Below are 13,708 nucleotides of genomic sequence, written 5' to 3'. Positions count from 1 at the left end.
TTGTTTCGAATGGTTCAGGTAGCCAAAAAATAATTTGACGTTCGTGTAGCCCAGACGTCCACGTCTGGAGGACGCGAAGCGGCCAACGTAGTCTCCATCCGAATAAATTGACCTGCCGGCCTCCAGACCTGGAGGTCTGGGCTACATAGTTACTTCAACAGGGCGCGCATGGCAGCTTCGTCGCGGTAGCCGATCTGGCGGTCGACCAGTTTGCCGTTTCGAAAGACCAGTATCGTCGGTAATTCATCGACCTGATACGCAGCCAGAAAAGGTTTTTCCGTGTCGGCGTTCACTTTAAGAATGGTCGCTGACCCAGCAAACTCCTGCTGTAGCTTGACGATGGCCGGGGCCATTTTCTTGCACGGACCGCACCAGGGCGCGTACACGTCGACCATCAGTAGCGACTGTTTCTGGCGTAGACTGTCGAAGCGGGCGACAGGCCACTCTGGCTTGGCTGTCGAATGCGTTACGCCGGCTACCGGCATCATCTTCGACGCCCACTTCAGATAGCCTCCCCTCAGTTCATGCACATCGGTATAGCCCAATTCCCGGAGCGTCTCGACCGCGCCTTTGCTGCGTCCGCCCGACATACAGTAGACGAAGACGGGTTTCGACTTGTCGAGCTGACCCAGCGCCTGCGAGAAGTCGGGACGCTGGGAATTGATGTTGACGGCGTTGGGTAAATGCCCGTCGGCAAATTCGGCGGGTGTCCGTACGTCGATCAGTTGTGCCTGTGCGCTTTGTTTCAGCTGTGTGGCAAACGTGTCGGCGGAAACAGTCTGTGCCTGCCCGGAGACGGCCGCGCCAAGCAGGAGGGAGAGGAGGATAAATTTCATTGTCGTTTGTGAGTTGCTGCGATAAGCGAATAGATTGTCAGGCGTAGAGCAATGGTGTATCGGCCGTTGCGTGGTAAAAACAACGCGGAATAAAGCACGAACAGATCCCAAAAATAAGCACTTTTGCCGCCCGGTTTTTGTTTTAATTACAGACTAAATCAATCAAAAATGCCCAACTGGTTTCTCGGAAAGATCCGTTATCAGCAGCCTGTCGACGACGCTACCGTCGGAACGCGCAACGAAGAGTTTATCAAGCAAAAGAACGTCACGGAGGCTTATCTGGTCGATGCCGTGAGTTATACCGATGCTGAAGGTCGACTCTATCAGGAGATTGCTGCCAACACGCCGGAGTTTGAAATTACGAACATTTCGCGGATGAAACTGGCCGACGTGCTGATGATCGAAGACGGTGGCGAAACCTGGTTCAAGGTTAAAGCGCTGTTTATCCTGGACGACGAAAAAACCGGTAAGCAGAAGAAAACGCCGAGCGTGATGCTTGTCAATGCCGAAACGCCCAAACAAGCGTATGAACGCGTGGAGGTAAGTCTGAAATCGTCGCTCGATCCGTTCGAAATCACCGACGTCAACATCACGAAGATTCTGGATATTTTCCCGTACAACGAAGAGGAACAACGCAACCTGCGCCCCCTCGCCGAAGTCGTCAGCGAACAGGAATAGGTTTTTGGACAGGATTACAGGATTGACAGGATTTTATTCTGTTGTAAAGGTCGGATTTTAAACCCGACCTTTTTCAATACTATGGCTGGCGGTGTTGCCAAGTTCCCGACCTGACAACACCGCCAGCCATAGTAGAAAATCCTGTAATCCTGTCTATAATTTCTCCTGTCGTCTTGTCCCTTTTGAGTCGATGATGTCGACGGCTTTGATTTGGGGGCTTACTAAGAGCGACCGGCCCGACTGCGACAGGAACGAACTGCCGTAGCTAAGTTCAACCTTCTGCTTCCGACCATCGGCAAATGTCAGCAGCGCCGACGCGTCGGTTGGTTTCAGCCGGACGGAGGGAGCCGGTTTACTATTCTGGAAGACACAGAGTCGGCCCCGGTTCTGCGACGCTACGAGTAGTTGGCGACCCCGTGCGTCGGTTAGCTGGGCGAGTCCCTTGGCGTCGCCGGGAACGTAGAAGCCGCTCCTGGCGATCGACTGCGCGGCAAAACCGCCTTTGCCATCGCCCCGCAGCCACAGGCCATTCAGCGCGTCGTACCGCCCGATCAGCACTTCACCACCGTAGTCGTTGCCAACCAGCATCAGGTCCAGATTTCCGTCGCGGTCGACGTCCTGGGCGACCATCCCGAAAATCGGGCCGAGTTGTGCGAGGTCGGGCAGGGGATGAATGGCGAACGTGCCGTTGCCTTTGTTTTCAATGTAGGCCGATTGTAAGTAGTTCGCTTCCAATACCACCGCCTTTTCCCGCTCTTCGGGTGTCAGCAGTTTGTCGATGCTGGCCTGCGTAAAGTCTTTGTACATCGGGAACCGCTTCCGCATGACGATCATCTGCTTAATCAGGTCGTCGCGCCCGTGCAGCGTAAACTCGCGGCTGACGCCATTTTCGTCGGGTAGAAACAGCGTTGGGATGGCATCGTAGAAGCCGTTATTGTCGAGGTCGCCCGCGTACATGCGTACGGGCTCGCGCTCCGACGCCCGCATCCGGGCATTCAGACCGAAGTTACCGGCTACGTAATCCATGTCGCCGTCGCGGTCGAAGTCGCCCGCGATCAGGCTGTTCCACCAGCCTTTATAACCATCCAGGTCGGTTTTCAGCGCGTCCAGTTTTTTGCCGTTCTGATTTTTCAGAATAGTCAGCGGCATAAACTCACCGGCTAGCATCAGGTCGGGCCAGCCGTCGTTATCGGCGTCGGTCCACAGCGCATCACAGACCAGCCCCGCATCGACGAGCGCGGGGGCAACGGCTTTGGTAACGTCGGTGAAGCTGGGCTGACCGGGCCGCGAGTCGTTACGGAGCAGGCAGCTCGACACCGGTTTGGGGTAATGATCGGGTTCGATACGACCACCTACGAACAGATCGAGGTCACCGTCGCGGTCGAAATCAACGGCTTTGACGCACGACTTGCTCGTCGTATTGGCTGGCAGGGCAGTTTGTGTCAGGCTGAATTTGCCGTTGCCGTCGTTCAGGTACAGCCGGTCCTGAAAGGCAGTGGAATTGGCCTGACCCTCTACGCTGCCACTGGCAATGTACAGATCAACATCCCCGTCGCCGTCCGCATCGAACAGCAACGTGCCCATGTCTTCCTGCACTTTATCTCTGGCGTTGCCCGATCCGCCGTACATCGTACCCGCAATGGCTGGTTCAGGCAGTAGATCCTGTTCGGTAAAGGTTGGCTTGCCGTTGCGAAGCGTCTGAATCAGGAAATGCCCTTTGTTCAACCGTGAGCCGCCGATGAACAGGTCGTCCAGCCCGTCGCCGTTGACATCACCCACCGATACGGCCGGTCCAAACTGCGAGAGTTTGTGCGGCAGCAGTTTCTGCGTGTTGAAGTCGATATAGTCGGGTTCGGAATGGCGATAGGTGATGTTCAGTGAGTCGGTAACGTCGGCGAACAGCCCGGCCGGCTGGCTTGCCGGTACGTAGGGGGCACGGGCGTTACGGGCGTCGACGGTCAGCACCTGATTGACCGGCACGTTGCGCAGGACCTGCTGATGCTGCGGGGCACCGTTCAGGCCGGGCCATATAATCCGTACCTCATCGACGGTTTTCTGGTCGCCCAGCCCGAAGTGCGCAACGGCTTCGACGGTCGAGAGATAACCCCGATACGGCGTATGTTCGTACACCTGCTGCTGTCCTTTGCCGTAGCGCAGTTCAACGATCGCGCCCAGACCCATGCGGTTCTGCCCCTCACCGACGAATTTCATCCGCAGGTAATTGGCTTTCGGCTGCTTGCTCTCGATCAGGTTGTTGCGGTAGACGAAGGCCGAGTCGTTGATGTTGTTGACCACGTAGTCGACGTCACCGTCGTTGTCGAGGTCGCCGTAAGCCGCGCCGTTTGAGAACGACGGCGTTTTCAGCCCCCACTTCTCGGTTACGTCTTCAAAGGTCGGAACACCGGCTTCGCCCCGGTTGCGAAAGGCGTAATTGCTGATCTTGATGACCGGGATCTGCGCCAGCATAAACTCTTTCGTGGCCACCGACGAACTCTGTGCCCGGAACGAGATAAAGTCGCGGTCGGTAATGTCTTTGGGAAAGCCGTTGGTAACCAGCAGGTCACGATGGCCGTCGTTGTCGAAATCGAGCAGGCTGGGCGTCCAGCTCCAGTCGGTTTCGGCGACGTCGCTGAACAGGCTTACTTCGCTGAACACCGGATGCGTACCCCCCGAATCGGTACGGGCCATGCCCTGATTCAGTTGCAGCGTATTCCGCACAAACTGGTAGGTGTGCTTGTACTGATCGTTGTTCAGGTACGTCTGGTAGTTGTTCGGCCCGACGAGCATTTTCTTACGGAAATTGTCGCGCGGCAGCATGTCCACGGCCATAATATCGACCAGTCCGTCGTTGTTGACGTCGGCAATGTCATTGCCCATCGCCGAGCCGCTGGTGTGCTTCACGTACTCGGGTGCCCGGTCGGTAAACGTCCCGTTTTTGTTGTTGATCCACAACAGATCGTCGCTCAGGTAATCGTTGGTTACGTAGACGTCTTTCCAGCCGTCGCGGTTGATGTCGGTGATGTTCAGGCCCAACCCGTAGCCTTCGATCTGAATGCCGGCGGGTTTGGAGACATTGGTAAATACCGGGTGGCCCAGCGTAGGGTTAGGGTCGTTGCGATACAGCCGGTCGGTCGTGATCGACGAGCCATCTGTCAGGCGGGCACGGTAGGCGTTGGGGTATTCCTCGATGGTATTGGTCAGCACATACAGATCGAGATCACCGTCGTTATCGTAGTCGAAAAAGGCTGCGTTGGTCGTGTGACCGTCGTCGGCGATGCCGTACTCCTTGGCCATTTCGCGAAACACGGGCGGTTGTCCGTTTGTCGAACCCTGGTTGACAAACAGCATATTCTCCCGCCGACTGGCGACTTTACTCACCGTCGCGCCAACGTAAATATCGAGCCAGCCATCGTTGTTGATGTCGACCAGGGCTACGCCCGAACACCATTTGCCGCCCCCGTCGACGCCCGCTGTTTTGGTGACGTCGTCGAACTTGAAATCCCCCTTGTTCAGGTATAAGCGGTTCGCTACCTGGTTGCCGGTAAAGAAAATGTCGGCCAGCCCATCGTTGTTGAAATCGCCGATGGCGGTGCCCCCGCCGTTATAGATATATTCGAAGTCGATGATGTTCATCGAATCGTTGTCGACAATGCGGTTGGCGAAGGTGATGCCGGTATCGTCAGCGGGGAGCTGCGTGAAGAGGGGCTTCTCGCAACTGGTCAGCAGCAGGGCCAGCAGCACAAACAAAAGGGTCGGTTTCACGGGGGTTAGGCTGATTACGGAAGAATTGCGCGGAATGCGGATCGGCTGAGTGTTTTTGACAAAATCGTAGCTGACAAAAATACGCTCAAGGGAAGATAAATCATAACGATTACAGTAGTACCGATATGGGTTCAAACAGAAAGCCCAGCCACACGCTCGGGCGTATGGCTGGGCTTTCGATCTCGGTAACCGAGCGTGTATACGAGGTGATAGTTGCTGACAGAGAGCAACTACCATACTACGTTAGGACTGACTGGTTGGCTCGTCGGCAGCGGCTGGAGCCGGAGCCGGTTCGTTGACCCATTTCTTTACGTTGATGGCGCTGGCACCTTTGGGGGTCATCTTGATCTCAAACGTAACCTTGTCGTTTTGCTGGATTGAATCGATCAACTCGTTCTGGTGTACGAATACGCTCTGCTGACTTTGCCCATCCTGGATAAAGCCGTAGCCTTTCGACGAATCGAAGCGCGTGACTGTTCCCCGACGAATTAGGTCCTGGGGTGGTTCGGCTTCCCGCCGGGCTGTGCTTATCGCGATATCGTGCTGCGCCACGGTACTCCGGCGATTTGGGTTCGGCGGGGTAGACGTTATGTTGCCGTACTCATCAACATAGGCCATCATCTGATCGAGGCCCTGCCCTTTGATCGCGTTAGCCTTCCGGTCTTCGCGCTTCTCCTGTTTGTCCTGCTTTTTTTTCTGACGTTGTTTTTCTTTTTCTCGTTTACTGAAGGTCTCGCTCGATGCGCCCATAGTTACTCGTATTGCTAGCGTGTGTAAAAAAATAGTCCTGTTCCGGACAGCACTGTCTGGGCAATTCAGACCTGAAAGGAAAGCGGACTGTAGAAGCCAGTCGACATTGCTGAATCGGACAGAAATCAGTCGTCAGCAAATCGTGGCAAACCTGGTTGAGGTTAAATAAGAAGTCCGGATGAGCTGAAGCGGTGAGTTCTTTATTGACAACCGTACGGCAGGCGCATAAGTTCTCCAAGGCTGCTGCGGCTGGCTGTTATGTTTCCAGCGCCGTCAGGTTTTCGTAGCTTTCACTTTCCGGCGGGTCCACTTTTGCGGATCGACCAGCGGTTTCGGGTAGTTCTTCCCCAGCGTGACGCCCCAGCCCGCCAATTCGCCGGGACTATTGAGCGACAGTAACTGTAACTTATCGGCAGGGACGTTTTTGAGTTCGGGGCACCACAGCTTTACGTAGTCACCGTTCGCGTCGTATTTCGTGGCCTGGGTGTAGATGTTGAAATAGCGGTCGTTACGCGGGTCGGCCCCCACTTTAGCGACCAGGTTTCAGTTGCCCCAGTTGCTGGCCGGGTCGTAGTCGATGAGGAGGCTTTCCATGTAGGCTGCGCCCCACGGCCACCACACGCTCAGGTCGGGCTTGCCGTCGCGGTTGATGAGCAGGCTGGCTACGTTCTGCCGGGCCCGGTTGGACAGGTACCCCGTCGCGTTAAGCTCGCGCATGCCCGCGTCGACAAAGGGAATGCCTGTTTGCCCGGCGGCCCATGCTGAAAACAAGGCTTTGTTTTTCGTCCAACCCGCTACCGCTACCTGCCGGGGACCTTTTGCCTGGAAAATCAGGGTACCCTGTTTCGCGGCCTGAAAGCGGAAATAATCCCGCCAGATCAGCTCAAACACCAGCCAATAGGTCGATACGTTTTTGACGCGTTCGGTTTCGTATCGCTTCACCTCCCAGTACACCTGCCGGGGCGACAGGCAACCGTTAGCCAGCCAGGGGGAGAACTTACTCGAATAGTCGTCGCCCAGTAGCTGATTGCGGGTGTATTTGTAATTCCGCAACTGGTCGCGCTCCCAGATGTAGTCGTGCAGTCGGGCGAGCGCTTCGGTTTCGCCACCCGTGAATTTGATGGCCGCCCGCTTATCGACGTTAGGTTTAGTCATGCCCAGACTCGTATACGTCGGTAGCTTGCCGGCAGTGATGCCATTAGGAATCGGGCTGATGGTTGGTTCGGGAAGCACCTGCCGGACATGCGCTTCTTTCTCGCAGCCCCGTCGGAAGTCTCGGTAGGCATCGGGCAGTTCCGATACGTCGAATGGCAGGTCGTCGATGTGGTAGAGCGACAGCATCCAGAACAGCCGCAGGTCGACGTGATCGGCCTTGAGCCGTTTGGCCAGTTGCTGTTCCAGATCGATTTCCTCGGTGGTGGCTTCCTGACCGGCATAGACGGCGGTTACCCCCTGTTCCCTGGCTAGCTTTGCCAACTCCTCAACCGGATCGCCCAGCCGGATAAGCAGATCGCTGCCCCGTTTGCGCAGCGATTCGCGCAGGTCGTGTAGCGATTCAAGCAAAAACCGGATGCGGTGCGGCCCGGCCTTCGGTGCGTCGATGCCGGGAATCGGGGCAACGGATCGCGGATCGACTACAAAAACAGGCAGCATGATCTCGGCATCGTCGTACGCCCGGTACAGCCCTTCGTTGTCATGCAGGCGCAGGTCGTTGCGGAACCAGTAGATAATCGTCTTTTTCATACAGCACAACCCCATCCTTCGTCGGACCGGGGCCGTGCTGTTACAAACTGCCTGTGGCGGTTGATGTTCTGCCGGAGCTAACGGGCTACCAGCGACAAAGGCTTCGCTGGGGCTGTCGTCGGTTGCCGCAGGCTATCGGCGAGGGCCGTAACACCATCAAGATAGCTGGTTGGCTGCATGTCGAATGCCTGTTCGAACTTATCGGAGTTGAATACGTAATCGTGGTCGTACTGGTAGAATACTTCCGCCAGATTTTTCATGAATGGTATGAACAGCCCTGTCAACTGAACGGCGAGTTTGGGCAAGGCGATATAGCGATCAGGTACACCAAAGGCAGCGGCTGCCAGGCTGATGTACTCCCGGCCGGTCAGGGCAGGGGCGGTGGGTAGGTGCCAGATTTGATTGTCACTTTCCGGTCGCTGCCCTAACAAATACATGGCTTTGCCGATGTCGGGTAAATACAGATAGCTATGCCGCTTGTCGACCCGCCCGATCCACTGCGCCCGCTGTCCTTTGGCAAACTTGTCGAGTACGGTGGCGTCATAAAAGCTGCTGGCTCCGCTGCCGTAGAAGTCCGGGCATCGGGCAATGCTGGCCCGAATGTTTCCGGCCCTGACCTCGTCCAGCAGTGTCGTTGCCGTCTGGGCCTGCACCTCGCCTTTCGGGCTCATGGGGTTGTAAAGCGTTTGCTCGGTCATCGGGCCGTCGACCAGTCCGTACATATAAACATTGTCCAGGAAAATCAGCCGGGCCTGGTTGATTTTGGCGACGTCGATGGCGTTGCGAACGATCGTCGGCCACTGTTGCCGCCAGACGGTGCTGTCATAGGGCAGACCGGGGCAGAGGTAGAGCACGGTAGCGCCTTTCGTCGCTTTCACCAGCTCATTATAGCTGAGCAGGTCGGCCGGTAGCCAGCTTACATTGGGAGCGTCGGTCGAAATGGGTCGGCGACTAACGAGCCGAACGGGTAACTGGGCGTTGATAAGCTCGCGGGTCAATGCGCCGGATGCGTGTCCGCCGGCTCCTAAGATCGTGTGCATGTCGTTGGCTGTTTGCGGGTGATTGCTACGACAAAGGTGCGGCTGGCTCACGCGCCAAAACGATAACAAAAGATAAGGAATGCACTCAACGCGGTCGGATACGATTGCGGATGCGACTCATACTGACGGGCGTGATGCCCAGATAGCTGGCGATGTAATGTTGGGGGACGCGTTGAAGCAGGTCTTTATACGGCCCTTCCAGCAGGGACAGATACCGCTCTTCGGGACTAAGAAGCAGCAGACTTGCCATCCGTTCTTCCAGCGCAACCATCAGGTACTCGGCCAGTAACCGCCCGAACCGCTGCCAGCCGGGGTACGTTTCGAGCAAATCGTGGAATACAGCGTAGGGAAAGCTGACGCAGGTGGTCGGTGTGAGGGCTTCGATCGTGACGGGCGACGGCCGACCTGTTACGCAGCTCATGTAGGCTCCGGTAAGCTGGTGCTCGAAGAAAAAATACGTTGTGCGCTCGTCGCCGTCTTTCGTGTAGAACTGCCGCAATGCCCCGTCGAGCACCAGGCCAATCCGGTCGGCTGTGATGCCCTGCCGGGCAAAGGTCTGTTGCTTTTGCAGCGTCACAATGGTCAGGTGCGGGACCAGTCTGGCCCATTCGTCGTCGGATAAGGGTGTAAATTGATCGATCTGCTGACGGAGCTGGGTAGCTGCCTGAACGAGTGTATACATAACGTGAGTGAGTTGTTGCTGGAAAGCTAACACGATTCAGGGGTAGCCGTGCAGAATTTCCCCCTTTCGAATGCGCTGGTTTGCAAATCTTACCGGGCAGATTTACTTTTGACCCGTCTATGAAACGTGCACTCTGTCAACTGTTCAACGTCCTGATGGCCTGCGTCGTGCTGCTAAGCAGTACCGGCTTTGGTCTCGTTGAGCATACCTGTCAGATGCGCGGGAAGAAAAAGACACTCGTTGTCGCGTTCAGCAAACAGACACCGGCCAAAACCTGCGCCAGCGATGTCCAGACGAAACCAACGGGGCAGACGATGGTCAAGAAAACCGACTGCTGCGACGATGAACTGTCGTACGACAACGTCGAAACATCGTCGTCGTTGAGCCAGCTGATTGCCCACTTCGTCAAGGTTGTCACCGAAGCCGTCGTGGCGGGCGCTATTACCCTTGTCAAGTACCTGCTGGGTTGGCTTTTCAACCAACAGAGCACGGTTGCCAGCGTTTCTGATTCCCCTCCCTTTGCCTTGTCCGGGCGTGCCATTCTCACGTTCGTACAAACCCTCCTGATCTGATTGGTTTGATTCGCTAAGCTACGACTGTGTCCGGCCGGATGCAGCCGCTTTTCTGTTTCGTTTACCAATCCGATTCTTCATGCATTATCTGCTTTTAGGATTGTTGCTGGCGGTGTCTGTACCGGGTCTGGCGCAGTCTGATACGCTTTCTACTTCATCCGGTCAACCCGCTGACACGCTGCGGACCGTTACGCTGCTGCGCGGCACCGTGGGGGAGACCGTCTCCAACAAACGTGTACCCCTCGTCGGGGCTAATGTGTACTGGCTCGGTACGACGACTGGTGTCTCAACTGATTCAGTAGGGCGGTTCGCGCTGCCCGTTGTCGACGCTGCCCGGCGACTGGTTGTCAGCTACGTTGGTTACCAATCCGATACCCTGACCATCGCCGATCCAGCGCAGGCTGTGGTGGCCACGTTACGGGCCGCACGGACACTGGCGGCTGTCACCGTGTCGGGTTCGCCGGGGCAGATCGACCGGATCAATCCCATCCAGACCGAACTCATCACGCAACGCACACTCGCCAAAGCCGCCTGCTGCAACCTGTCGGAAAGCTTTGAAACGAATGCGTCGGTCAGTGTGTCGTTTGCCGATGCCGTGACCGGGGCCAAGCAGATTCAGTTTCTGGGACTGGGCGGGCAGTACGTACAAACCAATGTCGAGAACATCCCGACCATTCGCGGACTGGCGACGACCTTCGGCCTGAACTACATCCCCGGCACCTGGATTACGAGCATTGACGTCGGCAAGGGGGCCGGGTCGGTGGTGAATGGCTACGAGAGCATGAGTGGGCAGATGAACATCGAACTACAGAAGCCCGATTCGCCCGATCGCCTGTTTCTCAACGGCTACGCCAACAGTTTCGGCCGGTTCGAAGGGAACGTCAACTGGTCGCAGCCAATCAACAAAAAATGGAGCGTCGGTGTCCTGGGACACGCCAGCACGCAACAGGCCGAGATCGACCAGAACGGCGATGGCTTTCGCGATTTACCGCTGTACACGCAGCTCAACGCCATCAACCGCTACAAATACAGCAGTGATCGGTTTATGGCGCAGGTTGGCGTCAAGGCTTTGTACGACAATCGCGACGGGGGACAACTGTCGCGCTTCGGACCAACGCGGTACGATTTCGGCAACACAACTAAACGGCTCGAATTTTTCTCGAAAACGGCGATTCTCTTCCCGGATAAACCGTACAAAGGGCTGGGCCTGATTCTGAACGGATTGACCCACGACCAGACGGCGAATTTCGGCTACCGGCCGTACCTGGGGCAGCAGCGTACGCTCTACGCCAACCTGATTTACCAGAACATCATCGGCAATACCAACCACACCTACAAGGCGGGACTAAGCTATCTGCTCGATGATTACCGCGAGTCGCTGACCCCGATTCAGCAAAACCGGACAGAGTCGGTACCGGGCGTGTTCGCCGAGTACACCTATACCGATTCCGATAAGCTGACGCTGGTGCTGGGTGGCCGGTTCGATTATCACAACCTGTTCGGCGCGCAGTGGACCCCGCGTGCGCACCTCAAATACAACCTGAGTAACAGCCTGACACTCCGTGCGTCGGGTGGGCGGGGTTTCCGGGTGCCGAATCTGCTCATCGAGAACTTTGGCTACTTCGTCAGTTCGCGGGCCATTGTCAATGAGTCTACGCTGCAACCCGAAATCTCGTGGAACTACGGCCTGAGCCTGAGTCAGGATTTTCAGCTGCTGGGTATGAAATCGTCGTTTGTGGTCGATTATCACCGAACGACGTTCCAGAATCAGTTGATCGTCGACGTCGACCATCCGCGCGAAATTCATTTCTACAACCTGAACAGTCAGGGGCGTAGTGCTCAGTCCTACGCGAACAGCTTTCAGGCCGAACTGAACGTACAGCCCGCGCGCCGGTTCGACGTCAAAGTGGCCTACCGCCTGTTCGACGTGCAGCAAACGATGGGCGGTCCGTTTGGCGAGTCGCGCCTGCTGCCGAAGATGATGGTTTCGCGCGACCGGGTGCTGCTCAACGCGGGTTACGCCCTGCCGTTCGACAAGTGGAAGTTTGACGCTACGCTGCAATGGAACGGTCCCCGCCGGATTCCGTACCTGCGCGAAGGTTACGTGCATACGAGTTACGAAAACATGCCCATCGCCTATTCGCCCGGTTTCGCGACGCTGTACGCGCAGGTCAGTCGGGCGTTTCGCAGTGGCTGGGAAGTGTATCTGGGTGGCGAAAACCTGACCGGCTTCCGGCAAACCAACCCGATTATCAATCCCAGCGATCCATACAGCGCCAGCTTCGACGCCGGTTCGCAGGTGTGGGGCCCGATTACGGGGGCGATGGTCTATGTTGGTTTCCGCTTTAAACCCCAACGCTAGCCAATGACGACGCTGATGATTCGCAATATGGTTTGCAACCGCTGCAAACGGGTGGTGCGCGACGAACTCGAAACGCTGGGCCTGACGGTCGGGCGGGTCGACCTCGGAGAAGTCGAGATTGGTGAACTACCACCATCCGTGACGATGGACGATGTGCGCCGGGTGTTGCAGGCCAACGAGTTTGACCTGGTCGAAGATCGGCGGCAGTCGCTGGTCGAGTACACGAAAGTCCTTCTCATCAACGAAATACAGCACCTAAAGGGCGACCGCCTGCCAACGGAAAACATATCGACCTTTCTGGAGCGTAAACTAGGTTATGAATACTCGTACCTCAGTAGCCTGTTCTCGGCCAGCGAGGGGCAGACGGTCGAAAAATACGTGATCGCACTGAAGATCGAGAAGGTAAAGGAGTGGCTGCGGTACGGGGAAATGACCCTCAGTGAAATGGCGTGGCGGTTGAGTTACAGCAGCGTTCAGCACCTGTCGAATCAGTTTCGGCAGGTCGTCGGGCAGACGCCGGGGCAGTTTCGCAAAGCCGCCCAGGCCGACCGGCGCAGCCTGGACACACTGTAGAGTGTGCCGGTGAAGAAGCCTCAACTATTATTTGAGCAGGCGGATACGGGAGCCTACGCAGGGGCGGTTACCCGGTGGAACGAAAAAGTAGTCCATTGTGGTGTTCGAGTAGATGTATAGTGTGTTATAGCCACAGCTTTCCTGCGTAGGTTGTGTCAGGTATACGTAATACGTAACACTGCCGTCCGTAAAGATCCTACTGATAACGACCGCTTTAGTGTACGTAAGATTCTGCCCCGGTGAGAACTTGCCGTTTTTCGTTGCTTGGATAGATACCTGTACTGTATCGCCCGCAACTGGACTAATGCTCAACGATACTGTCTGATTATTAATCGGATAATTCGTCCGATCGGATGATTCTTCATACCAGCTGGCGGTATAGTTTCCGAAGATAGGTGTGATAGGCGCGCCGTCGCTTTGCGGGTAAGGTTGGTTGGTTGGCTGAGGTAATTGCGGTGTCGGGTCCGCGCCAGACTGGGATGAGCGTCCGCAACTAATTAAACCAACAAGGCACAGCAGAATTGCTGTAGTAGATAGGCGAGGTAGATGGAGAAAGGTCATTGCGTTGATGGTGATTTTTAGTGAATATAACTATTGTTATATTTTATGATATTAAGAGTCTATCCGAAAATAGGGAAAGCCTGACGAGTTGAGCAATTTTGTGGTATCTCACATCACAATATTGCTCACCATGCAGGCTTTCGGCTACG

General features: G+C 56.1%; 10 protein-coding genes and 1 pseudogene. 4 read left to right on the top strand and 7 right to left on the bottom strand.

The window, feature by feature from the left end; genetic code table 11:
* Positions 1–149: 149 nt before the first annotated feature.
* Positions 150–836, bottom strand: coding sequence for a thioredoxin domain-containing protein (locus CLV58_RS11815; protein WP_106138023.1), 687 nt, complete (start codon positions 834–836; stop codon positions 150–152).
* 168 nt (positions 837–1,004) lie between these two features.
* On the opposite strand from CLV58_RS11815, the gene CLV58_RS11810 reads away from it, so the two are divergent.
* A complete protein-coding gene (locus tag CLV58_RS11810) occupies positions 1,005–1,514 on the top strand; it encodes a DUF4494 domain-containing protein (RefSeq protein ID WP_106138022.1) in 510 nt (169 codons plus the stop codon).
* A 153-nt stretch (positions 1,515–1,667) separates the two neighbouring features.
* Here CLV58_RS11810 and CLV58_RS11805 read toward each other — a convergent pair whose 3' ends face one another.
* The 5 genes and pseudogenes from CLV58_RS11805 to CLV58_RS11785 all read right to left on the bottom strand — a co-directional run bounded on the left by CLV58_RS11805 (position 1,668) and on the right by CLV58_RS11785 (position 9,491).
* Positions 1,668–5,276: a CRTAC1 family protein gene (locus CLV58_RS11805; RefSeq protein ID WP_245882309.1), complete on the bottom strand. Its 3,609-nt coding sequence runs from the start codon at positions 5,274–5,276 to the stop codon at positions 1,668–1,670.
* Positions 5,277–5,519: 243 nt separating this feature from the next.
* Positions 5,520–6,026, bottom strand: a complete 507-nt coding sequence (locus tag CLV58_RS11800; protein WP_106138020.1) for a cold-shock protein — start codon at positions 6,024–6,026, stop codon at positions 5,520–5,522.
* 273 nt (positions 6,027–6,299) lie between these two features.
* Positions 6,300–7,769, bottom strand: a pseudogene (locus tag CLV58_RS11795) (DASH family cryptochrome).
* A 77-nt stretch (positions 7,770–7,846) separates the two neighbouring features.
* Complete coding sequence (locus CLV58_RS11790) at positions 7,847–8,809, bottom strand: NAD-dependent epimerase/dehydratase family protein (protein WP_106138019.1); 963 nt, start codon at positions 8,807–8,809, stop codon at positions 7,847–7,849.
* Between the two features lie 85 nt (positions 8,810–8,894).
* A complete protein-coding gene (locus CLV58_RS11785) occupies positions 8,895–9,491 on the bottom strand; it encodes a Crp/Fnr family transcriptional regulator (RefSeq protein ID WP_106138018.1) in 597 nt (198 codons plus the stop codon).
* Between the two features lie 119 nt (positions 9,492–9,610).
* Here CLV58_RS11785 and CLV58_RS11780 point away from each other — a divergent pair, with 119 nt between their 5' ends.
* The 3 genes from CLV58_RS11780 (at position 9,611) to CLV58_RS11770 (ending at position 12,998) form a co-directional block, all read left to right on the top strand.
* Positions 9,611–10,063: an HYC_CC_PP family protein gene (locus CLV58_RS11780; RefSeq protein ID WP_106138017.1), complete on the top strand. Its 453-nt coding sequence runs from the start codon at positions 9,611–9,613 to the stop codon at positions 10,061–10,063.
* A 79-nt stretch (positions 10,064–10,142) separates the two neighbouring features.
* Positions 10,143–12,425 (top strand): TonB-dependent receptor, encoded by a 2,283-nt coding sequence (locus CLV58_RS11775; RefSeq protein WP_106138016.1) that lies wholly within the window; start codon positions 10,143–10,145, stop codon positions 12,423–12,425.
* Between the two features lie 3 nt (positions 12,426–12,428).
* Positions 12,429–12,998 carry a helix-turn-helix domain-containing protein gene (locus CLV58_RS11770; RefSeq protein ID WP_106138015.1) on the top strand — a complete coding sequence of 190 codons (570 nt, stop codon included), beginning with the start codon at positions 12,429–12,431 and terminating at the stop codon, positions 12,996–12,998.
* Between the two features lie 27 nt (positions 12,999–13,025).
* Here the strand turns inward: CLV58_RS11770 and CLV58_RS11765 are convergent, their stop codons facing one another.
* Complete coding sequence (locus CLV58_RS11765) at positions 13,026–13,310, bottom strand: hypothetical protein (RefSeq protein WP_106138014.1); 285 nt, start codon at positions 13,308–13,310, stop codon at positions 13,026–13,028.
* Positions 13,311–13,708 lie beyond the last annotated feature (398 nt).

The sequence above is a fragment of the Spirosoma oryzae genome (genome assembly GCF_003002825.1).
Lineage (GTDB): Bacteria > Bacteroidota > Bacteroidia > Cytophagales > Spirosomataceae > Spirosoma > Spirosoma oryzae.
Note: the sequence above shows the minus strand (reverse complement) of the source record. Positions and strands in the feature narration are given on the sequence as shown.

Excerpts from the sequence above, each read along its gene's own strand:
- CLV58_RS11815 (WP_106138023.1), bottom strand. The coding sequence starts at position 836 with ATGAAATTTATCCTCCTCTCCCTCCTGCTTGGCGCGGCCGTCTCCGGG.
- CLV58_RS11810 (WP_106138022.1), top strand. The coding sequence starts at position 1,005 with ATGCCCAACTGGTTTCTCGGAAAGATCCGTTATCAGCAGCCTGTCGAC.
- CLV58_RS11800 (WP_106138020.1), bottom strand. The coding sequence starts at position 6,026 with ATGGGCGCATCGAGCGAGACCTTCAGTAAACGAGAAAAAGAAAAACAA.
- CLV58_RS11790 (WP_106138019.1), bottom strand. The coding sequence starts at position 8,809 with ATGCACACGATCTTAGGAGCCGGCGGACACGCATCCGGCGCATTGACC.
- CLV58_RS11785 (WP_106138018.1), bottom strand. The coding sequence starts at position 9,491 with ATGTATACACTCGTTCAGGCAGCTACCCAGCTCCGTCAGCAGATCGAT.
- CLV58_RS11780 (WP_106138017.1), top strand. The coding sequence starts at position 9,611 with ATGAAACGTGCACTCTGTCAACTGTTCAACGTCCTGATGGCCTGCGTC.
- CLV58_RS11775 (WP_106138016.1), top strand. The coding sequence starts at position 10,143 with ATGCATTATCTGCTTTTAGGATTGTTGCTGGCGGTGTCTGTACCGGGT.
- CLV58_RS11770 (WP_106138015.1), top strand. The coding sequence starts at position 12,429 with ATGACGACGCTGATGATTCGCAATATGGTTTGCAACCGCTGCAAACGG.